Genomic DNA, 22,153 nt, shown 5'->3' with positions numbered 1-22,153 from the left:
TGGCGGTGCAGGGTTGCGAGATCGCCATCTGCTCGTGAGTGACCCTGTTTGCGCTGAACCAATTACCCGTGTCGGTGGGGTTGCTGGGCGGGCAGTGGCGACTGGCTTCGCTGCTTGAGACGGCCGAGCCAGAGGCTCAAGCCCGCCGTCAGGATGAGGACCAGTTCAATTCCCATGACCAGACCGACCAACTCGCCTTGCTCCCAGAACGGGTGCAGGTAAAGCCCACCCAGACTGGCTCCCAGATAGTAGGCCACCAGATAGAGGGAGGAGGCGAGGGCGCGGTTGTGTTCGACATGATGACCGACCCAGGCGCTGGCGCAGGCGTGTGCCAGGAAAAAGCCGAAGCTGGAGATCAGCAAGCCACTCAGGATCCCGGGCAGGCTAGCTTGCAGCAGCCACAGACTGCCGAGGGCCATCAGCGCGATCCCGACCAGCAGCATGCGTTGTGCCCCCCAGCGGTTGGCAAAGCGGCCGCTCAGTGAGGAGGCCACCGTCCCCGAGAGATAGGTGAGAAACAGCATGCCGAGCCACTGGGTGGGCAGGGAGAAGGGGGGCTTGGCCAGCAGGAAAGTGAGGTAGCTGAACTGGTTCAAAAACACCATAAAGTTGAGCCCGCCTATAAGGTAAGCCCCTACCAGCAAGGGATTGGTCAGGTGTTGCTGCAAGGCGCGAGCAAATTGGCCGCGAACGGGGGCGCTCGCCACAAAGCGGGTCTGATGGGGCAGCAGCCAGAAGACCAGCGGCAGCAGTGACAGGCTGATCACACCGATCCCCAGAAAGGTATGCTGCCAGTCGCCAAACAAGCCCGCCAGCAGGCCGCCGACCACCCGACCGGCAATGCCACCGAGGGAGTTGGCGGCAATATAGACCCCCACCGCCGAGAGCAGCGCCCGTTTGCTGAACTCTTCCCCCATATAGGCAATCGCGGTCGCGGGCAGTCCTGCCAGCAGCGCGCCCTGCAGGATGCGCAGCAACAGCAGGGTGCCAAACTGCTCAACCAGCGGGATTAACAGTGAGAGCAGGATCGCCAGGGTGAGGGTACCCAGCATGACCTGCCGACGGCCATGGCGATCCGCCAGTCTGGCGCAGATCAGCAGGGAGGCGGCGAGGCCAGCAGTGCATCCTGCCAGGGTCCAGCTGGCCGAGAGGGAGTTGACCGAGAAGACCTCGGCGATCAGGGGTAACAGGGGATGGGTCTGGTAGAGGTTCAGAAACACCAGAAAAGAGCCCAGGCTGAGGGCCAGGGTTGCACGTATCCACTCGCGACTTCCAACTTCAATCATTGCGTATTGTCCTGACTACTTTTGGTCAGGGTAGAGTCCTTGCGGTTATAAATATAATATATTTAAGTTATCCATCTCATAAGATGAATTGATACATGGATCTGAAACAGCTCACCTATCTGCTGGCGGTCAGGGATGCCGGCTCATTTACCAAGGCAGCCAACAGTCTGCATGTGGCACAACCGGCCATCAGCATGGCCATCGCCAAGCTGGAGCAGCAGCTCGAATTGCGGCTGTTTGATCGACAGGACCGGGCGGTACGGCTCACCCCGGAGGGAGAGGTGCTCTGTCGCCATGCCGAGCGTCTGTTGCTGCAGATGCATCAGGCCGAGGCCGAGATGGCCGAGCTCAAGGGGCTGGAGCGGGGGGAAGTGCGGATCGGGATCCCCTACATGATGGGCTCCTACTATTTTCCCCCTCGTCTGATGGCCTTCAAGCATCGCTATCCCGGCCTCAAGATCCGGGTCGAAGAGGCCGGCACCCGTGAGCTGCTCAGCCGGATGGTTGATGGCTCCCTCGATCTGGCCATTCTCATCACCAGTGATCTCCCCCCGCCATCGAGGGAGCGCATCTGCTGAGCGAAGAGATGTTGATGGTGGTGGGGGACGATCACCCCTTGCGTGGCGCATCGGCCGTCACCCTCTCGCAGTTCTTTGCTCAGGAGTTGGCGCTGTTTCGCCGTGGTTTTTACCACCGGGAGCATATGGAGGCGCTGGCCCAGAGCCTGGGTGTTGAACCCGATATCGCCTTCGAGAGCAATCTTATCCCTCTGCTCAAGGCGGTGGTGCGGCAAGGTTTTGCGGTGACCACCTTCTTGCGGATGGTGCTGGAAGAGGAGCCGGATCTGAGTGGCGTGCCCTTCGCCCCGCCTATCTATCTCGATCTCTGCGTGGCGTGGCGGCGTGGCGATCCACTCTCCATGGCCAACCGTGCCTTGCGTGATTTCCTACTCAAGGAGCGCCCGGCCTGATGGCGGCGGGCCATTGCTGAAAGTTTGTTACTATTAACGGTGAGTTCGCTTGAGGGCTACACCATGAAATTGCAGCAATTGCGCTATATCGTCGAGGTGGCGAACCACAGGCTGAATCTGTCGGCCACCGCCGAGAGCCTCTTTACCTCCCAGCCCGGGATCAGCAAACAGGTGCGGATGCTGGAGGATGAGCTGGGGATCCAGATCTTCGAGCGCAGCGGCAAACACTTGACCCAAATCACTCCCATCGGTCGGGATGTGATCAAAGTGGCCGCGGAGGTGCTGGACAAGGTCGCCACGATCAAGGTAATGGCCAGGCAGCATGTGCATCCGGAGCAGGGAACCCTCACCATTGCCGCTACTCATCTGCAAGCCCGTTATATTCTGCCCGCCATCCTCAAGGGTTTTATGGCCCGCTTTCCCAAAGTTGCCGTAACTGTGATGCAGGGGAGTGCGGCGCAGTGCCGCGTAGCCGTGCATGATGGCGCCGCCGATCTGCTGCTGGCGGATGAACCGGAGGAGGGGAGCGATCTGCTCATGCTCTCCTCTTTTCAGTGGCAACGGGGCTTGGTGCTGCCCAAGGATCATCCGTTGGCCAAAGCAAACTCGCTGACCCCGGCCGAACTGGTGGGGTTTGCGCTGGTGACCGATGGAAGGGCGCTCTCTGCTGCACATGGCACTGATTGCGCTCATGCCGAGAGCCGGATCGCCTGCTGTGCGAGCGACAGCGATGTGCTCAAGACCTATGTCAGACAAGGGATGGGCATCGGGGTGATGGCAACTTTTGCCTGGGAGCCCCAGCGCGATGGCGATCTGGTGCTCAAAACGGCGCCCTGGCTACCAGGCGGTGTGGCCGCTATCGGGTTGCGCAGAGGGGCGTTTTTATGCGGCTATCTGTATGACCTGATTGAACGTCTCGCGCCGCAATTGACCCGCGAGCGGGTCGAACAATACTGTGCTGCCCGCACTGGCGAAGAGCTTGAAGCTCTGCTGGCCAATCTGACCGTGCCACTTAGATAGCTTGGGTTGATGTGTGGTCGTCCCAAGAAAAACGCCTCCGTTCGGGAGGCGTTTGACTATCTGGCATTCGTCAATGCAGGCTCATTTTTTGAGCATGTGATCCAGCTTGTTGGCCTTGGTCGACAGATAGAACTCGTTGTGGGGATTGCGCCCTTCCTGTAACGGTACCCGTTCGGCCACCGGAATACCGAAGGATTCCATCGCTTTCATCTTGCGCGGGTTGTTGGTCATCAGTTTGAGAGACTTGACCTCAAGCTGCTTGAGCATATCGGCGCAGATGGTGTAGTCGCGCATATCGGCGGCGAAACCAAGGGCTACGTTGGCCTCCACGGTATCGGCCCCCTGATCCTGCAGGTGATAGGCGCGGATCTTGTTGAGCAAGCCGATGCCACGGCCCTCTTGACGCACATACAGCAACACGCCACGACCGGCTTTGGCGATATTCTCCATGGCCGCCTGCAACTGGAAACCGCAGTCACAACGCAGGCTGAACAGGGCGTCGCCGGTCAGGCACTCTGAGTGGATCCGGCCCAGCACGGGCTCTTCACCGGTAATGTCGCCCATCACCAGTGCGGCGTGATCTTTGCCTGTGCCGGTTTCCTGAAAACCTACCAGCGTGAAGGTGCCCCAGGGGGTTGGCAATTTTGATTTGGCCACGAGGGTAACGCTGCTCATAGGTTGCTCCTTACTACTAACGGCTCAAAAAAGGGGGCCAGTTTAGCGCGCCTTGTCAGGAACGACCATAAGAACAAGTCCCTGCATTGCTTAATGAAATCTCCAAATGAGATACAAGCACAGCTGTCCGTCGGGGTTTTGGCCCTTTGTGCGGATTGATGACTGCCAGGCTCACCACATTCGGGTATAATCGGCGCCCATTAACCCACCCCTTCGGGATGGGAGCAACACAGTGCAGGAGAGAAGTTATGCCTCAGATGGCCCCCGTAATGACAATTGATGGCCCCAGTGGTGCAGGTAAAGGCACCTTGTGTCAGCTGCTTGCTGAGAAGCTGGGTTGGCACTTGCTGGACTCGGGCGCCATCTATCGGGTGTTGTCCCTGGCCGCCCTGCATCACGATGTAGAGCTGGACAGTGAAGCCTCACTGGTGCCGCTGGCCGCCAATCTGGATGTGCAATTTCAGGTTGAGGGCGATCTGGTCAAGGTGATCCTGGAAGGGGAAGATGTCTCCCGCACCATTCGCACCGAAGAAGTGGGTAATGCTGCCAGTAAAATCGCCGCCTTCCCCCGGGTGCGCGAAGCCTTGCTGCGCCGTCAGCGGGCATTTCGTCAGGCCCCGGGTCTGATTGCCGATGGTCGTGACATGGGTACAGTTGTTTTCCCCGAGGCCGAGGTAAAGATTTTCCTCGACGCCAGTGCCGAAGAACGGGCCCAGCGTCGCTATAAGCAGTTGCAAGATAAGGGCTTTGATGTTAACTTTGAGCGTCTTTTAACCGAGATTCGGGAACGTGACGATCGCGACAGAAATCGCGCCGTTGCCCCCCTGAAACCGGCAGAAGATGCTCTGGTGGTAGACTCTACCGCCATGACCATAGATGAAGTGCTGGCAACAGTACTCGCCTATGCAGAGCAACAACTTGGTGATGCCAGCGCAAGCTGACATCCGGTCGTCTGCACCAAGGATGGCGCAGATTATTTAAAACAGCCCCGCTTGTGCCGGATTGCAAGTGGATGTTTCATTTGTGACATAAACAATGATCGAATCTTTTGCTCAACTCTTTGAAGAGTCCCTGAACGCCGTTGAAACCCGTCAAGGTTCCATCGTCAAGGGTACTGTCGTTGCTATCGAGAACGGTTTCGTACTGGTTGACGCCGGTCTGAAATCCGAGTCCGCTATCCCGGCTGAAGAATTCAAGAACGCCATGGGCGAGCTGGAAATCAACGTCGGCGACACCGTTGACGTGGCTCTGGACTCTATCGAAGATGGTTTCGGCGAAACCAAGCTGTCCCGCGAAAAAGCCAAGCGCCACGAAGCCTGGCTGCAGCTTGAGAAGGCTTACGAAGAGCAAGCTACCGTTATCGGTATCATCAACGGCAAGGTCAAGGGTGGTTTCACCGTTGAACTGAACGGCATCCGTGCCTTCCTGCCGGGTTCTCTGGTTGACGTGCGTCCGATCCGTGACACCGCTCACCTGGAAAACAAAGAACTCGAGTTCAAAGTCATCAAGCTGGACCAGAAGCGCAACAACGTTGTTGTTTCCCGTCGTGCCGTGATCGAGACCGAGAACACCTCCGAGCGCGAAAGCCTGCTGGCTAACCTGCAAGAAGGTCAAGAAGTTAAGGGTATCGTCAAGAACCTGACCGACTACGGTGCATTCGTAGATCTGGGCGGTGTTGACGGCCTGCTGCACATCACCGACATGGCGTGGAAGCGCGTTAAGCATCCTTCCGAAATCGTCAACGTTGGCGACGAGATCGCTGTCAAGGTTCTGAAGTTCGACCGCGAGCGTACCCGTGTATCCCTGGGTCTGAAGCAGCTGGGCGAAGATCCCTGGGTTGCTATCGCCAAGCGTTACCCGGAGACCACCCGTCTGTCTGGCCGCGTGACCAACCTGACCGACTACGGCTGCTTCGTTGAAATCGAAGAAGGCGTTGAAGGCCTGGTACACGTATCCGAGATGGATTGGACCAACAAGAACATCCACCCGTCCAAAGTTGTTAACGTTGGCGACGTGGTTGACGTGATGGTTCTGGACATCGACGAAGAGCGTCGTCGTATCTCCCTGGGTCTGAAGCAGTGCAAATCCAACCCGTGGCAGCTGTTTGCCGAAACTCACGCCAAAGGCGACCGTGTTTCCGGCAAGATCAAGTCCATCACTGACTTCGGTATCTTCATCGGTCTGGATGGCGGCATCGACGGCCTGGTTCACCTGTCTGACATCTCCTGGAACAACCAGGGCGAAGAAGCAGTTCGTGAATTCAAGAAAGGCGACGAGATCGAAGCCGTTGTTCTGCAAGTGGATCCGGAGCGTGAGCGCATCTCCCTGGGTGTCAAGCAGATCGAAGAAGACCCGTTCAACAAGTACCTGGCTGACAACAAGAAAGGTGCTATCGTGAAGGGTAAGGTTACCGAGGTTGATGCCAAAGGTGCCGTTATCGAACTGGCTGATGGCGTAGAAGGCTACCTGCGTGCCTCCGACGCTGCTCGTGACCGTGTAGAAGACGCCACTCTGGTGCTGTCTGTTGGTGACGAAGTTGAAGCTAAATTCATGGGCGTTGATCGTAAGAACCGCACCGTAAGCCTGTCTGTCCGTGCTAAGGACGAGGCTGATGAGCGTGTTGCTATCGATAACCTGAACCAGCAAGAAGAAGTTGTGTTCAGCAATGCTATGATGGAAGCGTTCAAAGCCGCCAAGGGTGAGTAATCCTTGATGCAAGAAAAGGGCGGCATTGCGCCGCCCTTTTTTATCCTGGCAAAATGAATATTGCATGTGATCGGGGAAGGAGATTTAACGTTATGACCAAATCAGATCTCATCGAACAACTGGCAGCCAGCCGCATGCATATGCCGGCCAAGGATGTCGAAGCCGCCATCAAGGAGATCCTTGAGCAGATGGCGTCGACCTTGCAAAACGGCGACCGGATTGAAATCCGCGGATTTGGCAGTTTTTCACTGCACTATCGTGCGCCCCGTGTGGGCCGCAACCCCAAGACTGGGGACAAGGTTGAACTGACCGGGAAATATGTCCCGCACTTCAAACCTGGCAAAGAGTTGCGCGAGCGCGTCAACATCATTGAATAATGCAGAAATGGGCATACCTCGGGTATGCCTTTTTTCTTTTTGGCACCGATTCCTGTGCCAATCGTCTTGTTTCTTAAACTCTTTTCCCATTCACTCTAGAGTCTGCCTGCGATTTTAAGGATAATCAGCCTCTCATTAGATACTGACAGGGAGCTCTTATGAAGCGTATTTTGGCCCTCATTCCGCTGGTGCTGGTGTTTGTTCTGACCCTGGCGCTGGGCTCACAAAATGGCCAGCTGGTTCAGTTCAATTACTTGATCGCTCAGGGTGAGTTTTCGCTTGCCATGCTGTTGGGCTTCTTCTTCGCTGGCGGTTTTTTGCTGGGCTGGCTGGTATTCGGCCTGCTGTTCCTGCGCCTGAAAATGCAAAACCGCACCCTCAACCGCACCATGCGTCGTCAATCCCGCGAGTTGGAGCTGGCCCGGTCACCGGGTAAGGAATAATGTTCCTCAATGCTTGAACTGCTTTTCCTGCTGTTGCCCATCGCCGCCGGTTATGGTTGGTACATGGGTCGCAGGAGTGTTCGCCAGGACACCCAAAAACAGAGTAACCAGTTTTCCCGCCAGTATGTGGCGGGCCTCAACTATTTGCTGTCCGATGAATCCGACAAGGCGGTGGATCTCTTTATCCAGCTGCTTGAGGTGGACAGTGAAACCATCGAAACACACCTCTCCCTCGGCAACCTGTTTCGCCAGCGTGGGGAGGTCGATCGTGCCATCAAGATCCACCAGAACCTGGTAACCCGCCAACTGACCCGGGAACAGCGCCAGCTGGCGTTGCAGGAGCTGGCGCGCGACTTTCTTGCTGCTGGTCTGCTCGATCGGGCGGAAGCGCTCTGGAACGAGCTGTGTGACGACAGCGACTATGAAGAGACGGCGCTGGCACAGTTGTTGATTATCCATCAGCAACTGCGGGATTGGGACAAGGCCATCGATGTGGCGGTTCGTCTGCAAAAATTCCAGGGCAAGAAGCTGGCCGACCCCATCTCCCATTTCTATTGCGAACAGGCCGAAATCGCGCTGCGTGAGGGCAATAAAGGGGAGGGGCTGGCCAAGCTCAAACGGGCGCTCAGTATCAATCCGGCATGTGCCCGGGCCAGTTTGCGCCTCGCTGAGCTCGCCATGGCAGATGGAGAGTATGAGCAGGCCAGCAAGGAGCTGCTGCGGGTGTTCGAGCAGGATATCGACTTTGCCTCCGAGGCAATGCCCAAATTGCTCGAGTGCTATCAGCAGTTGGGCCGCACGCCTGCGTTGATCCCGCTGCTTGAGAAGGCAGTGGAAGATCACGCCGGTGTCAGCGTGACCTTGGCCCTTGCCAAGCTGGTTGAAGAGCGTGATGGCCTGAGCCAGGCCCGTTCGCTGGTGTTGCGTCAGCTGCGTCGTCATCCGTCGATGAAAGGTTTTTACCAGCTGGTCGGCTTTCAGTTGGCCAGTGCGGAAGAGGGGCCTGCCAAGGAGAGCCTCGAACTGCTGCAACAGCTGGTCGGCGAGCAGATCAAAATCAAGTCAACCCACAAGTGTCGGCAGTGTGGCTTTGCCACTCACTCGCTGTTCTGGCAGTGCCCGTCTTGTCGCCAGTGGGGTTCCATCAAGCCGATCCGTGGTCTGGACGGTGAATAACAAGCAATAGGATGTGAGATGCAAGATCCCAAAGTACTGGTAGCGCTGGATTATCAGCATGAGGCAGATGCCTTAGCGTTCGTTGAACGTATCTCTCCGGCCCAGTGCCGTCTCAAGGTAGGCAAGGAGATGTTTACCCTGTTTGGCCCGCAGTTTGTACGCCAGCTGGTGGCCAAGGGATTCGATGTCTTTCTGGATCTGAAGTTTCACGATATTCCCAATACCGTTGCCAAAGCCGTGGCAGCCAGTGCCGAGCTCGGTGTCTGGATGGTCAACGTGCATGCCAGTGGTGGTGAGCGGATGATGCGTGCCGCCAAAGAGGCGCTGCTGCCTTATGGCGACAAGGCCCCCCTGCTTATCGGCGTGACCGTGCTGACCAGCATGGAGCAGTCCGACATGATCCCTCTTGGTCTGGATGTAAGCCCCGCCGAGCAGGTGATCCGGCTGGCTACCTTGACCAAAACATCCGGTCTGGATGGGGTGGTCTGCTCTGCCAACGAGGCCCATGAGTTGAAAGCCTTGCTGGGCGAAGATTTCAAGCTGGTGACCCCGGGTATTCGCCCGACCGGTTCAGCGGCCGGGGATCAGCGCCGGGTGATGACACCGAAAGCGGCGGTCGAGGCGGGGTCCGATTATCTGGTTATCGGTCGCCCCATTACGCAGGCTGCCGATCCGGCCGTCATGCTGGCCAGCATCAATGCCGAGCTGGCTGGTGCGTAACAGGCTCACTCAGTGATACGCGGTGCAGGCCGAGCAACAGGCCTGCACCGGCCCCGATAAGATGAGAGCCGATGTGTACCCTGGCATTGATCAGGGTGGATATCGGGCTCTCTCCTGCGTTGTAGAAGTCCATCGCCAGCTTGAGCCCCATCCCTGCCAACAGTAGCCAGCCCGATGTGCGGCGTCCGTGGCGAATATCCTGCATTGCCCCCCAGACAAACAGGCCATGCAGCGAGCCAGATAGCCCCATGTACCACTGGGTCTGCGGGCACCACCACCAGATCCCCAAGCCCACTGCCAACCAGAGCAGCAACATCAGCAGCGGCAGGCGAGCCCCACCCAGATAGTCGCGAAATAGGCTATAGAGGATGGCGAGGCCGCCCAGATTGAGCAGCAGGTGCCACAGATTGGTATGAGCCAGATTGCCTGTTATGATCCGCCACCCTTCGCCCCCGGCGATCAAGGGCCGATCGAAGGAGAGCTGAAGATTGGGAACGGTAAAGAAGAGTAGCAAGCTGGTGAGAGAGAGCGTGATAACCCAGAGCAATCCAGATTTGTCTGACAACATGAAACAGTCCAACGACAAGAACAGTCGATACTGTACACGTTGCACCCGAGCCCTCAAAGCCTGCTTGTGCGATTATATTGTGCCGGTTGACAATCACACGCCCCTCTACATCTTGCAGCACCCCAACGAGGTGGCACATCCCAAGGGGACTGCGGCGCTGCTGGCGGCCTCTTTGCAACAGTGCGAGATCCATGTGGGGGAGGACTTTTCCCGCGATGAGTGGCTCAATGGGTTGCTTGCAGATCCTTCCCGTCGCTGCTATCTACTCTGGCCGGATGAGGATGCCATTTCGCTGACCGATCTTCGCCAACAGTGGGAGAGTGAATCCTCTGGCTCCGCATCCGTCGCCTTTATCTTGCTTGACGGCACCTGGCGCAAAGCCTATCGCATGTTGCAGAGCAACCCGGCACTGGCCCGCTTGCCCCGCATCGGCATTGGTGCCATTGCCGGTCAATATGCTATTCGAAAGAAACCCTTTCCCGATGCCCTCTCTACCATAGAGGCGGGCTATCACCTCTTGTCCCGGTGGGAGGGGAGGCCGGAGCGCTATGCGCCCTTGCTGACCCTGTTCAATCGGTTGAATACCCAGTGGCAGGACTTTGCCGAAGGCCGCCGCGCGTGACAATTCAAGGAGTTATCAAGATGAAAAAAGCAGTCGTGGTTTTCAGCGGCGGTCAGGACAGCACTACTTGTCTGGTGCAGGCATTGGCGCAGTACGATGAAGTGCACGCCATCACCTTCGACTATGGCCAGCGCCATCGGGAAGAGATCGACACTGCGCGCCGCCTGGGCAGTGCACTGGGGATCGCCGCCCACAAGGTGATGGATGTGACGCTGCTCAATGAGCTGGCGGTCTCTGCCCTGACCCGTGATGACATTCCGGTCAGCTGCGAGCTGCAGGATAACGGGCTGCCCAACACCTTCGTGCCGGGCCGCAATATCCTGTTCCTGACGCTGGCCTCCATCTATGCCTATCAGGTGGGCGCCGAAGCGGTGATCACCGGTGTCTGCGAGACTGACTTCTCCGGCTATCCCGATTGCCGTGACGAGTTCGTCAAGGCCCTCAATCAGGCGGTGTCGCTGGGGCTGGATCGCGGCATCCGTTTTGAAACTCCCTTGATGTGGCTCGACAAGGCCGAAACCTGGGCACTGGCGGATCACTATGGTCACCTCGACACGGTGCGCCAGCAGACCCTGACCTGCTACAACGGCATTGCCGGTGACGGTTGCGGCACGTGTCCTGCGTGTGAACTGCGCCGTCGCGGCCTGAACAACTATCTGGCCGACAAGGCGGGCATCATGGCCAGACTGTTTGAGAAAACCGGGCTGGGTGAGAAAAGCGCAGAGTGAGCCTGCGTCTTGCCGTGGCTTGGGGTATAATCCGCGACTTTTGCAACAAGCCGTGATCGAGATGTACTACCCAATCAACGAGATTTTCCAGACCATCCAGGGGGAGGGCATCTTTACCGGCCTGCCCGCCATCTTTGTTCGCCTGCAGGGTTGCCCGGTGGGCTGCCCCTGGTGCGATACCCGTCATACCTGGGTTGTTGATCCGGCTCGTGAAGTGGGTAAGGCGGCGGTACTGGATCGTTCCAACGAATCCGATTGCTGGAGCCAACTCAGCACAGCGCAGATTATCAAGAGCTTTGGCGATCTGGGTTATCAGGCGCGCCATGTGGTGATCACCGGTGGCGAGCCCTGCCTCTACGATCTGCACGAACTCTCGTCAGCATTACTGGCGGCGGGTTATCAGGTGCAAATTGAAACCAGTGGCACCAGCGAGATCAAGACTCATGAGCAGACCTGGGTAACAGTCTCCCCCAAGATCGGTATGAAAGGGGGGCTGCCTGTGCTGGTCTCGGCGCTGGAGCGGGCCAACGAGATCAAGCATCCGGTGGCCACCGAGCACCATATTGAAGAGCTGGATGTGCTGCTGGCGACCGCAACTCTGCGCCCGGACGTGGTCATTGCCTTGCAGCCGATCAGCCAGAAACCACGGGCCACCCAATTGGCGATGGATACCTGTATCGCGCGTAACTGGCGACTCTCAATCCAGACTCATAAATATCTGGATATTGATTAATATGGATTGGCTATCCGACGAACAGGTACTGCTGACTCTGACTAACAAGATGCCTTACGGTAAATATCAGGGGCGGCGTATCATCGATATTCCCGAGCCCTATCTGGTGTGGATGGCGCGCAGCGGTTTTCCGGCGGGTAAATTGGGCCAGACGCTGGCGTTGGCTTACGAAATCAAACTCAATGGACTCGAGTCCATGATTATTCCCATTATTAACAGGATGTCGGTATGAGAATATATACGAGGCAGGGCGACAAGGGCATGACCCGGCTGGCCGATGGTATCCCATTGCCCAAGGATCATTTGCGGGTCGAGACCTACGGTTATATCGATGAGCTCAACTCCCATATTGGCTTGCTGATTTGTGACGTGCCATCGCAAGAGGTCGGCTTATTGGCTGATTTACAGCTGTTGCAACAGGAGTTGTTTGATCTGGGGGGCGAGTTGGCATTCTCCAGCGACGCCCAGAATGAATCAATTTGGCAAGTTAATGCTGCCTGGACCACTCGCCTTGAACAGCAGATAGATCGTTATAGCGAGCCATTGCCACCGCTGCGCCAATTTATATTGCCGGGTGGTTCCCGTGCCGCGGCGCAAGCGCATGTGGTGCGTACTCTGGTGCGTCATTGCGAGCGCTTGCTGCTGACCTTGAGCCGGGAAGAGCGGGTCAATCCCGAGGTGCTGCCCTATCTGAACCGGATGAGTGACTGGTTCTTTACCGTTGCCCGCTATCTCATCTGCGTGGCAGGGGATCGTGAAGTGCTGTGGGTCAAGGCAGCAGATCGTCCGCAATCGGCTATCTGATATTTCACGTTTAAGCGGCAATAAAAAACCTCGCCTTGGCGAGGTTTTTTATTAGCAACGCAAGCGCTGTCAGATAGCAAAATCTTCCAGTGATTTGCCTGCTGCCACTGCGCTGGCAATGACTGAAGGCATACGGCCCTGGCCGGTCCAGGTTTTCTCTACGCCATTATCCTGATAGCGATATTTGGCAGGACGTGGCGCCCGCTTGGCTTTTTCTGATTTGCCGGGGTTGGTAGCGACAGCGCTTACCAATTCTGCCGGGTCAATACCGGCGGCTTTCAGCATTTCGCTATATTCGTTAATTTTCCGCAGATGCTCTTCACGGGCCTGACGCTCGGCAGCTTCATCCTGCTGACGTTCAGCAACGATAGTAGAGAGTTTTTCCAGTGCCTCTTCCAGTTGTTCCAGAGAAAGCTCGCGGCAGGTCGCACGCAGACTGCGGATATTAAGCAGTACCTTTAAAAATTCATTCATATGAGTTACCACGTCGAGTCAGAGAAAAATATTATGTTCCAGCTGATTCTTGCTTGGTGATTTAAATAAGTCAAGCCGGGTTAAATATAATATCCGTGGGGAACATCAATATGGATATTTAATATGGCCAGCAATAGGCTTGGTGATTGGATGCCAATGAAGCCGTAGTAGGTGAAAATAGCGTCAAAACAGGCGTTGTTGCATCATTTGACTACCATTATTCGACCTTGATATGTTTATCGTGACTATTTAATCAAAAAACTTGCTATAAGCTGCCATCTCGATAAAATGTGCGGCGAATACCTTTAAGTAGAGGCGCGCTGCCTATGAGTATTTGTGCGGAGGGTGATGCCTGTGATGCACAAGGAAAGGAGTCAGCGCCGAAGTGGCCAGGCCATCATACCGGGCTGCTGGTTCTGCATCTAATAGGTGCAGGACTGCCATAGTCATCCACTATGGAGCGCTACCTGAAGGGGCTGAGGAGTATGACCTCCCCATAGGTTTTGTTTCTTTAGATCCTCTCGGTAGATCTCCACCTGTAATCTTTAGGTGCAAAGAGATCATGGACATTAGTCATTTCGCCGACTCCGGTTGGTCCGTTCTTCCCCCTGTTGGCTGTCGCGCTGGCGATCCTGACCCGCCGCGTGCTGCTGTCCCTTGGTGTGGGCATCGTCACCGGCAGTTTGCTGCTCAATCAGTTTTCGCCCCTCGAATCCCTGCATTACATGTTGAATACCGTGCTCAAGATCTTCTGGGTCGATGGCGCGCTCAATCGTGACAACGTCAACATGATCCTGTTTATGCTGCTGCTGGGTGGCCTCATCAGCCTGATGAGCGTCTCCGGGGCGACCCGTGCCTTTGCCGAGTGGGCCGAGCGTCGTGCCAAGACCCGCAAGGGCGCCAAAGCCCTGACTGGCATGATGGTGTTTGCCTTCTTTATCGATGACTTCTTCCACAGCCTGTCGGTGGGGGCCATCTGCCGTCCGGTGACCGACCGCTTCCAGATCTCCCGTGCCAAACTGGCCTATCTGCTGGACTCCACCGCGGCGCCGGTCTGCGTGCTGATGCCCATCTCCTCTTGGGGGGCCTATATCATCGCTCTGGTTGGCGGCATCATGGCGGCCCACGGTCTGACTGAACAGAGCCCCATCGCGGCATTTGTCGAGATGATCCCGATGAACCTCTACGCCGTCTTCACCCTGATCATGGTGCTGGTGGTGATTGCATTCCAACTCGATATCGGCCCGATGCGTCAACACGAAGCGTGGGCGCTGGAAGGCAAGCTGTGGGATGAGTCCAAGGGCCGCCCCATCGGTCTGGATATGGAAAGCCCGGAGGAGAGCAACGGCGGCATGATCGACATGGTACTGCCGATCCTGACCCTGACCGCCGCCACCATCTATTTCATGATCGATTCCGGTGCTGCGGTGCTGAGCGAGAAAGGGCTGCCTTTCAGCGTGCTCGGCTCGTTCGAAAATACCAACGTCGGCTCTTCGCTGGTCTACGGTGCCCTGTGCAGTCTGGTGGTCTCCATCGGTCTGGCGATGCGCCTGAAGCTGGGTGCCAAGAACTGGATCAAGGCCGCTCCGCAAGGTGTCATGGCCATGCTGCCAGCCATCAACATCCTGCTGTTTGCCTGGACCATAGGTGCAGTGGTACGCGACGTGGAGACCGGCAAGTACCTGGCTTCGCTGGCTAACGGTAACCTGCCGATCGAAGTGCTACCTGCCGTGGTCTTTATCCTCTCCTGTGCCATGGCGTTTGCTACCGGTACCAGCTGGGGTACCTTCGGCATCATGCTGCCGCTGGCCGGTGACATGGCCGCCGCCAGCGACATCAGCCTGATGCTGCCGATGCTGGCGGCGGTACTGGCTGGCTCGGTGTTCGGGGATCACAGCTCACCCATCTCCAGCACCAGCATCCTCTCTGCCACCGGTGCCGGCTGCCATCACATCGATCACGTGATGACCCAGCTGCCTTATGCACTGGCCATCGCCTTCGGCGCGGCCATCGGTTACCTGGCGATGGGCTTGATGCACTCCAGCCTGGCCGGTTTCAGTATCAGCGCCCTCTGGTTCGTGCTTTTTACCGGCTATCACCTGAAAAAGGCCAAAGCGCGGCCAGTGCTGGCCACCGCGTAACATTTATAGAGCAAGGGGCCCGCGGGCCCCTTGGTTTTGTCAGGGGCTTTGGTTAGCATGCGCCCCATAAATTCAGTTTCGGAACAGTATCATGGCTTCACTGCACTACAAATTTGCCACCATGAATTCAGGCAAATCCACCCAGCTCATTCAGGCGCACTTCAACTATCTGGAGCGGGGCATGCATCCTCTGGCGATGACGCCAGCCATCGATGACCGTTTCGGGGTTGGGGTGATCAGTGCCCGGGTTGGTCTTGAACTGAAGGTGGACGTGTTCAGCGACAGCTGTGATCTGTTTGAAATGGTGAAAGAGCGCCATGCAAAGAAACATATCGATGTCTTTATCGTGGACGAGGCCCAGTTCCTGACCCGTGAGCAGGTCTACCAGCTGGCCCGCATCGTCGATGAGCAGGATATTCCGGTGATGGCCTATGGCCTCAAGACCGATTTTCGCGGCGAGCTGTTCCCCGGTTCCTACCATCTGCTCTGTCTGGCCGACAAGTTTGAAGAGCTGAAGAGTATCTGCTGGTGTGGCAACAAGGCTCACATGAACTCCCGGGTCAATGAAGCGGGGCAGGTTATGCGTGATGGCGAACAGGTGGAGATCGGTGGCAACGATCGCTATGTGTCACTCTGTCGCAAACACTATCTCGAAGGTCGGGCTTACAAATAATTCGGCTGCGATATTTGAATCGTCGAGCAGGGCGCCAATCTGGCGCCCTTTTTATTTTCCCCAACTTCTATCGCTGTGGTTCAGTCGATCTCGATATCCACCGGCGCAATGATGGGGTCGGCCACCGGCAGGCGTTGAAACAGCTGGCGAAAATGGTGCTGTACCCGGCCGATATCCACCAGTGACATGCCGGAGGCAAAACCGAACCAGACGTAGAGCCCGGTGAGATCGCGAAACATCGGCGGTAGGTAACGGGGGGCGGCAATCAGCCCCTCTAGGTAGTGCTGATAGAGCACGGGGATGTCATCCAGGGTCACCTTGCCGACAAACAGCATCGGCAGGATCTCGGGCACCCCTTCCAGCACGGCGCTGCGGATAAAGTTGACCGTCTCCACATAGCCACGCACGTAGGAGAGATCCTTGGTAAAGCAGGCGCCGCCGCCCACCATACCGCCACGAAAGACCCGCTGGGTGATCTTGTAGGCGTCGTGCTCGCTGGTGCCCTGCTGTACGAAGTGCTGAAACACCTCGATAAAATCGGCGCCGCGCTCGGCCATGTCGATGGCCATTACCCGATCGGAGATGCGCTTGGCCCGATCCGGAAAGGAGCTGAAGGTGAGCGTCTCAATCAAGACCGCCAGCCCCTCCTGGCACGCAGTGATCCGCGGCGAACCTGCGCTCAGCCAGGTGGCATAGGGCTGCTGGCGACCGTTGAGGGTGGTGCCGACATGAACCCACCCCTCGTGCACCTCCAGTACCTGCAAGTCCAGCTCGGAGAAACGGGCGTGGGAGTTGAGCTTGATGTAGTCGCCACCGGCCGCGGCGTCGGAGACGATGCCATCGCTCAGCTTCACCTGCACCGTGCCGTCACTGAAGTAGCTCGACAGCTTGCCCTGTAGTTTGGCTACCGCCGCTTCGCCTTCGAACTCCTTGGGGTAGGGGCGTACCAGATGGCGGGCGCCGGGCAGGGAGAAGATATCGCACAGCCGAGAGCCCAGCTCCTTGAGGGTCTTGCGATCCCCGCGCAGGTGATCGCTGGCGGAGCCATAAAGCAACTGGCTATAACGCTGAAAATCGGGTTGGCCGCGCTGGCGCAGCATCTCGATCACCACCATGTACTGATCGACCGTCTCTTGCAGGATCCGGCCAAGATCGTCCTGCGGCCCCAGCTTTCTGCGGATCCGGTCCCGCAGCTCCTTGAGCTCCAGATACTTGTTGCGCGGATCGAAGCCGAGGGGGAGGGCATCATAGAAGTGCCTGTCGATAGCGGGCAGCTCCCTGCCACCGCTTGCCAGAAAGCGATCCTGCAGATGGCGTGGCCATTTGATGGCATCCAGAATGCGGATGGGTTTTTGCAGGGTGAGCAGCTCATCCGAGAGTGATTTCAGATGAAGGCGATACTTTTCTTGGATAGTCATCGGGCCCCCTGTGGGGCAAGCGTCATCGTGGATTTGGCTGAGTATATGCATAGCGCTTGCCAAAAAGAAGCGAGCCGCAGGGTTATCGGGTTGGCGTGCTTTTTGTTGATAGCAAATTGGTTTAGACTGCGCCCCTTGATCCCAATCTTGTCGTGGAAATGATGAATATCCCCAGCTCCGAAATGATAATGCGTTGGTTGCAACAGGCTCGTATCGAGCACTATGTCTGCGACCAGTGTCACGGTATCCACATTGTCTCTTTGCAGTCGGTCGATGGTATTCAGGAGAGCCGGATCTTCGTGGAAGAGGAAGGCCTGCTGTTCTCCTCCGAGCTGGAAGTGCGCCCCTCCGCAATGCTGCCGCTGGTTGCCGAACTGGGCCGACTCAATATGCAGTACCCCTCCCTCAAGGTGTTCCTCGATATCATCGATGACAATCTGCCGCGGCTGGTGGTCGGCCACACCGTCTTTACCAAGGCCGGACTCAGCGTCGAGCAGTTCCTGTTGTTCGTGCAAAGCACCATCGCCGCAACCCACGAACTGGTTGCCGAATGCGAACGTTCCGGCTTCCTCAACCTGCCGGAAATCCAGGTCGCACCGGAATCTGTGCATTAAGTGTTCGAACGGTTCGCCAGGTGAAAAAAGCCGTTGACGCGGGCGGGGCTTTCCCCTAAATTACGCCCCGTTCCAGCGCAACAGCGTAGCGAACACCGTGTTGGCTGAACACGTTAAACCACAGACCAAAATTTGGTGAGGTGTCCGAGTGGCTGAAGGAGCACGCCTGGAAAGTGTGTATACGGCAACGTATCGAGGGTTCGAATCCCTCCCTCACCGCCACATTGCAAAGCCCTGATGGAAACGTCAGGGCTTTTTGCTATCCGCGTTTTTGCGAGCGCTGTGGGCAAGCCGATGGCGATGGGCGGCGGGCTCGGGTATAGTCCTGCGCCAATGGCGTTATCCTGTTTTGCTGACCCGTCGTGGCCCTGGTGGTGGCGAGGGGCAGGCCCGTGTAAGGAGTGTTATGAAGTTCAGTCCCCTGCTCGATGAGATGATGAAAGCCCTGCAGGTATTGCCGGGGGTGGGGCCCAAGTCTGCCCAGCGGATGGCCTTTACCCTGCTCGAGCGTGAGCGCAGCGGCGGTTTGCGGTTGGCCCAGTTGCTCTCTCGCGCCCTGACCGAGATTGGCCACTGCAGCCACTGTCGCACCTTTACCGAGAACGATCGCTGCGATATCTGCGTCAATCCCAAGCGGGAAGAGAATGGCCTGCTCTGCGTGGTGGAGAGCCCGGCGGACGTGGCCGCCATCGAACAGACCGGTCAGTTTTCCGGTCGCTACTTTGTGCTGATGGGCCATTTGTCGCCGCTGGACGGCATCGGCCCGGAGGAGCTGGGGCTCGATATTCTGGAGCGCCGCTTGAAAGATGAGGCGATCAGCGAACTGATCCTCGCCACCAACCCCACCATTGAAGGGGATGCCACCGCCTGGTATATCGCCGATATGGCCCGCACCGCCGGGGTAGAGGTGAGCCGCATTGCCCACGGGGTGCCGGTAGGGGGCGAGCTGGAGCTGGTGGATGGCACCACGCTCTCCCACTCCCTGATGGGGCGCCAACGCTTGAAATAGCAAGGTGCCAGCCAGTTTCCCCGCATTAATAGCGGTCGAGCTGGGTAAGAAATAGCCGTTTGAGCGGATTTAAAGGGGCGAGTGAGCGGGATTGCACACTCGCCCCTTGATATTTGATTGGCCGTCCCCATCTAGGTTGGGCATATGTTCAACCCGATGTTTCTGAGGATTGGTCCATGACCCAAAGTGTTCATGCCGAAACCCACGGCTTTCAGACTGAAGTCAAACAACTGCTGAGCCTGATGGCTCACAGCCTCTACTCCAACAAAGAAGTATTCCTGCGCGAGCTGATCTCCAACGCATCCGATGCGGCGGACAAGCTGCGCTTCAAGGCGCTTTCCGATGCCTCTTTGTTCGAAAACGACGGCCAGTTGCGTGTGCGTCTGGTGGTGGACAAAGAGAAGCGTACCCTGACCATCTCCGATAACGGGATCGGTATGACCCGCGATCAGGTGATTGAGCACCTGGGTACCATCGCCAAGTCCGGCACCGCAGAATTCTTCAAAAACCTCTCCGGCGATCAGGGACGTGACTCCCAGCTGATCGGTCAGTTCGGGGTCGGCTTCTACTCCGCCTTTATCGTGGCCGACAAGGTGACCGTGGTCTCCCGCGCCGCCGGTACTGCTCCGGAGCAGGGCGTACAGTGGGAATCTGAAGGGGAAGGCTCCTTCACCGTCGCTGACGTGACCAAAGAGGGTCGCGGTACCGACGTCATCCTGCACCTGCGTGCCGAAGAGGACGAGTTCCTCGACGACTGGCGCCTGCGCTCCGTGGTGGGCAAGTATTCCGATCACATCAGCGTGCCGGTGGAGATGTTCAAAGAGGGCACCCCGGATCGCGAAGAGGATGGTGAGACCATCGTCGGCACCCCGGGCGAGTGGGAGCAGGTCAACCGCGCCACGGCACTGTGGACCCGCAACCCGAAAGATATCAAGGACGAGGAGTATCAGGAGTTCTACAAGCACGTCGCCCACGACTTTGAAGATCCGCTGCTGTGGGGTCACAACCGGGTGGAAGGGGCGCAGGAGTACACCAGCCTGCTCTACGTACCGGCCCGCGCACCGTTCGACCTCTACAACCGCGAGCAGAAGCACGGTCTGAAGCTCTACGTACAGCGCGTCTTCATCATGGATGACGCCGAGCAGTTTATGCCGACCTACCTGCGCTTCGTCAAAGGGGTGCTGGACTCCAACGATCTGCCGCTCAACGTCAGCCGTGAAATCCTGCAGGACAACAAGGTGACCTCCTCCCTGCGCAAGGCTTGCTCCAAGCGCGTGCTGACCATGCTCTCCAAGCTGGCGAAAGACGATGCCGAGAAGTACGCCAAATTCTGGAAAGAGTTCGGCAATGTGCTGAAAGAGGGCCCGGCCGAGGATTACGCCAATCGCGAAGAGATCGCCAAGCTCCTGCGCTTTGCCAGCACCGCCGGTGAGGGCGAAGCCCAGACCGTGTCGCTGGAGGATTACGTTGGCCGCATGAAGGAAGGCCAGCAGAAGATCTACTACATCACTGCTGACTCCTATGCCGCTGCCAAGAACAGCCCGCACCTCGAGATCTTCCGCAAGAAGGGTGTCGAAGTGCTGCTGATGTGGGAGCGCGTGGACGAGTGGCTGATGAGCCATCTGACCGAGTTCGACGGCAAGCAGCTTATCTCCGTCACCCGTGGCGAATTGGATCTCGGCGATCTGGAAGACGAAGCCTCCAAGCAGGCGCAGATCGATGCCGAAAAAGCCAACGCCGGTCTGGTTGAGCGGGTCAAGAAGAGCCTGGGCGATGCAGTGAAAGAGGTGCGTGTCACCCACCGTCTGACCGACTCCCCCTCTTGCATCGTCACCGACGCCTACGGTATGAGCACCCAGATGATCAAGCTCATGCGTGCGGCCGGCCAGCCGGTACCGGAGCAGAAGTACATTCTGGAGCTCAACCCTGACCATGCGCTGGTGAAGAAACTCGACACCATTGAAGACGAGGCACTGTTCGGTGAGTGGGTCACCCTGCTGCATGAACAGGCCCAGCTGGCCGAGCAGGGCGGGCTGAACGATCCGGCGAGCTTCGTCTCCCGCATCAACCGCCTGTTGCTGCAAGCCTAAGCTGCAACGCCGGTAACAGAAAGCCCACTGCATGCAGTGGGCTTTTTTGATCTCGCCGTGTGAGCGCGGCGACAACAGCGGCAAGGGCGGCGGCCAGTGCCTCTCTATTTGCGGTATTCGTTGTTGTAGTTCTGGATGAGACGGCGAGTCACCTCATGCTGGGGATCGGCAAATACCTTGAGGGTTTTGCCGCGCTCCACCACCCGACCTTCGTGCATTACCAGCACTTCGTCGCTGATATGGCTGACGATACCCAGATCGTTGGCTACCAGCACATAACTCAGCCCCATGGTCTCCTGCATCTCCAGCAGCAGATTGATGATCTGGGAGCGTACCGAGATATCCAGGGTGGAGAGCGCCTCATCGGCCACCACTATCTTGGGGTTGAGGATCAGCGCGCGCGCCAGCGCCACCCGCTGCTGCTGACCGGAGGAGAGCATCTGCGGATAGAACAGGGCGTGATCCGGCAGCATCCCCACCATACGCAGGGTCTGCACCACCTTCTCGCGGCGCTCCTCCTCGGTCATCTCGGTGTTGAGGCGCAGTGGGGTTTCCAGGATCTGGCCGACCCGGATCTTGCGGTTCAGCGAGGTGTTGGGATCCTGAAAAATCATCCGCAGCAGTTTGCAGCGGGTCTGGTAATCGCCATGCACCATCAGCTGGCCGTCGATGGCGATGTCGCCGCTGGTGGGTTCGATCATGCCAGCCAGAATGCGGGCGAGGGTACTCTTGCCGGAGCCTGCCTCGCCGACGATGGCGAGGGTCTGGCCCACTTCGAGGTCGAACGAGAGGGGCTTGATTGCTTCCACCGCCTGACGACGGAACAGACCGGTGCGGTTCTGGTAGGTTTTGCTAAGGCCTCTGACCTGCAACAGGGATGGCTCGATCACAAGCGGGGCTCCTTCA

Annotated in this window: 22 protein-coding genes, 1 tRNA gene, 2 pseudogenes and 1 riboswitch; of the genes and pseudogenes, 19 read left to right on the top strand and 6 right to left on the bottom strand. The window is 57.6% G+C overall.

The features are described 5' to 3' along the window. Nucleotides 1–62: 62 nt before the first annotated feature. The gene (locus tag ACTG19_RS03640; RefSeq protein WP_113740689.1) at nt 63–1,286 is read right to left on the bottom strand and encodes an MFS transporter; all 1,224 of its coding nucleotides are present in this window, start codon (nt 1,284–1,286) and stop codon (nt 63–65) included. Between the two features lie 95 nt (nt 1,287–1,381). Between ACTG19_RS03640 and ACTG19_RS03635 the strand changes: the two are divergent. After that, nucleotides 1,382–2,256, top strand: a pseudogene (locus tag ACTG19_RS03635) (LysR family transcriptional regulator). 63 nt (nt 2,257–2,319) lie between these two features. Beyond that, nucleotides 2,320–3,276, top strand: a complete 957-nt coding sequence (locus ACTG19_RS03630) for a LysR substrate-binding domain-containing protein (protein ID WP_439988744.1) — start codon at nt 2,320–2,322, stop codon at nt 3,274–3,276. Nucleotides 3,277–3,357: 81 nt separating this feature from the next. On the opposite strand, the gene ribA is transcribed toward ACTG19_RS03630, so the two are convergent. Continuing rightward, the gene (gene ribA / locus ACTG19_RS03625; RefSeq protein ID WP_005337152.1) at nt 3,358–3,951 is read right to left on the bottom strand and encodes a GTP cyclohydrolase II; all 594 of its coding nucleotides are present in this window, start codon (nt 3,949–3,951) and stop codon (nt 3,358–3,360) included. A 248-nt stretch (nt 3,952–4,199) separates the two neighbouring features. Between ribA and cmk the strand changes: the two genes are divergently transcribed. The 6 genes from cmk (at nt 4,200) to pyrF (ending at nt 9,373) form a co-directional block, all read left to right on the top strand. Continuing rightward, nucleotides 4,200–4,892, top strand: a complete 693-nt coding sequence (gene cmk, locus ACTG19_RS03620) for a (d)CMP kinase (protein ID WP_439988743.1) — start codon at nt 4,200–4,202, stop codon at nt 4,890–4,892. Nucleotides 4,893–4,986: 94 nt separating this feature from the next. Continuing rightward, a complete protein-coding gene (gene rpsA, locus ACTG19_RS03615; RefSeq protein WP_005337148.1) occupies nt 4,987–6,657 on the top strand; it encodes a 30S ribosomal protein S1 in 1,671 nt (556 codons plus the stop codon). A gap of 92 nt (nt 6,658–6,749) precedes the next feature. Next, complete coding sequence (gene ihfB / locus ACTG19_RS03610) at nt 6,750–7,034, top strand: integration host factor subunit beta (RefSeq protein WP_005299934.1); 285 nt, start codon at nt 6,750–6,752, stop codon at nt 7,032–7,034. A 158-nt stretch (nt 7,035–7,192) separates the two neighbouring features. After that, on the top strand, nt 7,193–7,477 hold the full coding sequence (locus tag ACTG19_RS03605) for a LapA family protein (protein WP_005337143.1): 285 nt from the start codon (nt 7,193–7,195) through the stop codon (nt 7,475–7,477). 9 nt (nt 7,478–7,486) lie between these two features. Further along, nucleotides 7,487–8,653, top strand: a complete 1,167-nt coding sequence (gene lapB / locus ACTG19_RS03600) for a lipopolysaccharide assembly protein LapB (protein ID WP_005337141.1) — start codon at nt 7,487–7,489, stop codon at nt 8,651–8,653. Between the two features lie 18 nt (nt 8,654–8,671). Beyond that, nucleotides 8,672–9,373, top strand: coding sequence for an orotidine-5'-phosphate decarboxylase (gene pyrF / locus ACTG19_RS03595; protein ID WP_429034815.1), 702 nt, complete (start codon nt 8,672–8,674; stop codon nt 9,371–9,373). Here the strand turns inward: pyrF and rrtA are convergent. Then, nucleotides 9,348–9,941 (bottom strand): rhombosortase, encoded by a 594-nt coding sequence (gene rrtA, locus ACTG19_RS03590; protein ID WP_074042643.1) that lies wholly within the window; start codon nt 9,939–9,941, stop codon nt 9,348–9,350. The genes pyrF and rrtA overlap by 26 nt on opposite strands. On the opposite strand from rrtA, the gene ACTG19_RS03585 reads away from it, so the two are divergent. From ACTG19_RS03585 to ACTG19_RS03565, 5 genes are all read left to right on the top strand, one after another. Next, complete coding sequence (locus ACTG19_RS03585; protein WP_259587375.1) at nt 9,940–10,563, top strand: tRNA-uridine aminocarboxypropyltransferase; 624 nt, start codon at nt 9,940–9,942, stop codon at nt 10,561–10,563. The genes rrtA and ACTG19_RS03585 overlap by 2 nt on opposite strands. Before the next feature lie 20 nt (nt 10,564–10,583). After that, nucleotides 10,584–11,291: a 7-cyano-7-deazaguanine synthase QueC gene (gene queC / locus ACTG19_RS03580; RefSeq protein ID WP_113740692.1), complete on the top strand. Its 708-nt coding sequence runs from the start codon at nt 10,584–10,586 to the stop codon at nt 11,289–11,291. Nucleotides 11,292–11,352: 61 nt separating this feature from the next. Beyond that, nucleotides 11,353–12,024 (top strand): 7-carboxy-7-deazaguanine synthase QueE, encoded by a 672-nt coding sequence (gene queE / locus ACTG19_RS03575; RefSeq protein ID WP_162628475.1) that lies wholly within the window; start codon nt 11,353–11,355, stop codon nt 12,022–12,024. Nucleotide 12,025: 1 nt separating this feature from the next. After that, a complete protein-coding gene (locus ACTG19_RS03570; RefSeq protein WP_005337126.1) occupies nt 12,026–12,256 on the top strand; it encodes a DUF3820 family protein in 231 nt (76 codons plus the stop codon). Further along, entirely contained in the window at nt 12,253–12,828 is a 576-nt protein-coding gene (locus ACTG19_RS03565) for a cob(I)yrinic acid a,c-diamide adenosyltransferase (RefSeq protein ID WP_100646101.1), read from the top strand. Before ACTG19_RS03570 ends, ACTG19_RS03565 begins: the two co-directional genes overlap by 4 nt. Nucleotides 12,829–12,897: 69 nt before the next feature. Here ACTG19_RS03565 and ACTG19_RS03560 read toward each other — a convergent pair whose 3' ends face one another. Beyond that, complete coding sequence (locus tag ACTG19_RS03560) at nt 12,898–13,302, bottom strand: H-NS family histone-like protein (protein ID WP_075115902.1); 405 nt, start codon at nt 13,300–13,302, stop codon at nt 12,898–12,900. A 302-nt stretch (nt 13,303–13,604) separates the two neighbouring features. Then, nucleotides 13,605–13,776: riboswitch (Lysine riboswitch) on the top strand. 88 nt (nt 13,777–13,864) lie between these two features. Between ACTG19_RS03560 and ACTG19_RS03555 the strand changes: the two are divergent. Both ACTG19_RS03555 and ACTG19_RS03550 read left to right on the top strand, forming a co-directional pair. Beyond that, a pseudogene (locus ACTG19_RS03555) lies at nt 13,865–15,443 on the top strand (Na+/H+ antiporter NhaC family protein). Nucleotides 15,444–15,534: 91 nt separating this feature from the next. Then, entirely contained in the window at nt 15,535–16,116 is a 582-nt protein-coding gene (locus ACTG19_RS03550) for a thymidine kinase (protein WP_005337121.1), read from the top strand. An 80-nt stretch (nt 16,117–16,196) separates the two neighbouring features. On the opposite strand, the gene ACTG19_RS03545 is transcribed toward ACTG19_RS03550, so the two are convergent. Beyond that, on the bottom strand, nt 16,197–17,534 hold the full coding sequence (locus ACTG19_RS03545; protein ID WP_158110736.1) for a flavohemoglobin expression-modulating QEGLA motif protein: 1,338 nt from the start codon (nt 17,532–17,534) through the stop codon (nt 16,197–16,199). A gap of 158 nt (nt 17,535–17,692) precedes the next feature. On the opposite strand from ACTG19_RS03545, the gene ACTG19_RS03540 reads away from it, so the two are divergent. The 4 genes from ACTG19_RS03540 (at nt 17,693) to htpG (ending at nt 21,247) form a co-directional block, all read left to right on the top strand. Beyond that, on the top strand, nt 17,693–18,148 hold the full coding sequence (locus ACTG19_RS03540; RefSeq protein ID WP_005337119.1) for a YbjN domain-containing protein: 456 nt from the start codon (nt 17,693–17,695) through the stop codon (nt 18,146–18,148). Nucleotides 18,149–18,282: 134 nt separating this feature from the next. Next, nucleotides 18,283–18,370: transfer RNA gene (locus ACTG19_RS03535), tRNA-Ser, on the top strand. Between the two features lie 184 nt (nt 18,371–18,554). Next, nucleotides 18,555–19,157 carry a recombination mediator RecR gene (gene recR, locus ACTG19_RS03530; RefSeq protein WP_113739917.1) on the top strand — a complete coding sequence of 201 codons (603 nt, stop codon included), beginning with the start codon at nt 18,555–18,557 and terminating at the stop codon, nt 19,155–19,157. Nucleotides 19,158–19,333: 176 nt separating this feature from the next. Then, nucleotides 19,334–21,247 carry a molecular chaperone HtpG gene (gene htpG, locus ACTG19_RS03525; RefSeq protein WP_113739918.1) on the top strand — a complete coding sequence of 638 codons (1,914 nt, stop codon included), beginning with the start codon at nt 19,334–19,336 and terminating at the stop codon, nt 21,245–21,247. Nucleotides 21,248–21,351: 104 nt separating this feature from the next. Here htpG and ACTG19_RS03520 read toward each other — a convergent pair whose 3' ends face one another. After that, complete coding sequence (locus ACTG19_RS03520) at nt 21,352–22,137, bottom strand: peptide ABC transporter ATP-binding protein (RefSeq protein WP_005333681.1); 786 nt, start codon at nt 22,135–22,137, stop codon at nt 21,352–21,354. Between the last annotated feature and the right edge of the window lie 16 nt (nt 22,138–22,153).

Source organism: Aeromonas sp. 3P, from assembly GCF_051919745.1.
Lineage (GTDB): Bacteria > Pseudomonadota > Gammaproteobacteria > Enterobacterales > Aeromonadaceae > Aeromonas > Aeromonas veronii.
This window is presented reverse-complemented; position numbering and strand designations above follow the sequence as displayed.

Bases quoted from the DNA above. Each gene is read 5' to 3' on its own strand.
- queE (WP_162628475.1), top strand. From the start codon at position 11,353: ATGTACTACCCAATCAACGAGATTTTCCAGACCATCCAGGGGGAGGGC.
- ACTG19_RS03550 (WP_005337121.1), top strand. From the start codon at position 15,535: ATGGCTTCACTGCACTACAAATTTGCCACCATGAATTCAGGCAAATCC.
- lapB (WP_005337141.1), top strand. From the start codon at position 7,487: ATGCTTGAACTGCTTTTCCTGCTGTTGCCCATCGCCGCCGGTTATGGT.
- cmk (WP_439988743.1), top strand. From the start codon at position 4,200: ATGCCTCAGATGGCCCCCGTAATGACAATTGATGGCCCCAGTGGTGCA.
- rpsA (WP_005337148.1), top strand. From the start codon at position 4,987: ATGATCGAATCTTTTGCTCAACTCTTTGAAGAGTCCCTGAACGCCGTT.
- ACTG19_RS03560 (WP_075115902.1), bottom strand. From the start codon at position 13,302: ATGAATGAATTTTTAAAGGTACTGCTTAATATCCGCAGTCTGCGTGCG.
- ACTG19_RS03545 (WP_158110736.1), bottom strand. From the start codon at position 17,534: ATGACTATCCAAGAAAAGTATCGCCTTCATCTGAAATCACTCTCGGAT.
- ACTG19_RS03585 (WP_259587375.1), top strand. From the start codon at position 9,940: ATGAAACAGTCCAACGACAAGAACAGTCGATACTGTACACGTTGCACC.
- ribA (WP_005337152.1), bottom strand. From the start codon at position 3,951: ATGAGCAGCGTTACCCTCGTGGCCAAATCAAAATTGCCAACCCCCTGG.
- recR (WP_113739917.1), top strand. From the start codon at position 18,555: ATGAAGTTCAGTCCCCTGCTCGATGAGATGATGAAAGCCCTGCAGGTA.
- ACTG19_RS03630 (WP_439988744.1), top strand. From the start codon at position 2,320: ATGAAATTGCAGCAATTGCGCTATATCGTCGAGGTGGCGAACCACAGG.
- ACTG19_RS03565 (WP_100646101.1), top strand. From the start codon at position 12,253: ATGAGAATATATACGAGGCAGGGCGACAAGGGCATGACCCGGCTGGCC.
- ACTG19_RS03640 (WP_113740689.1), bottom strand. From the start codon at position 1,286: ATGATTGAAGTTGGAAGTCGCGAGTGGATACGTGCAACCCTGGCCCTC.
- htpG (WP_113739918.1), top strand. From the start codon at position 19,334: ATGACCCAAAGTGTTCATGCCGAAACCCACGGCTTTCAGACTGAAGTC.
- ACTG19_RS03605 (WP_005337143.1), top strand. From the start codon at position 7,193: ATGAAGCGTATTTTGGCCCTCATTCCGCTGGTGCTGGTGTTTGTTCTG.
- ACTG19_RS03570 (WP_005337126.1), top strand. From the start codon at position 12,026: ATGGATTGGCTATCCGACGAACAGGTACTGCTGACTCTGACTAACAAG.
- ihfB (WP_005299934.1), top strand. From the start codon at position 6,750: ATGACCAAATCAGATCTCATCGAACAACTGGCAGCCAGCCGCATGCAT.
- rrtA (WP_074042643.1), bottom strand. From the start codon at position 9,941: ATGTTGTCAGACAAATCTGGATTGCTCTGGGTTATCACGCTCTCTCTC.
- ACTG19_RS03540 (WP_005337119.1), top strand. From the start codon at position 17,693: ATGATGAATATCCCCAGCTCCGAAATGATAATGCGTTGGTTGCAACAG.
- pyrF (WP_429034815.1), top strand. From the start codon at position 8,672: ATGCAAGATCCCAAAGTACTGGTAGCGCTGGATTATCAGCATGAGGCA.
- queC (WP_113740692.1), top strand. From the start codon at position 10,584: ATGAAAAAAGCAGTCGTGGTTTTCAGCGGCGGTCAGGACAGCACTACT.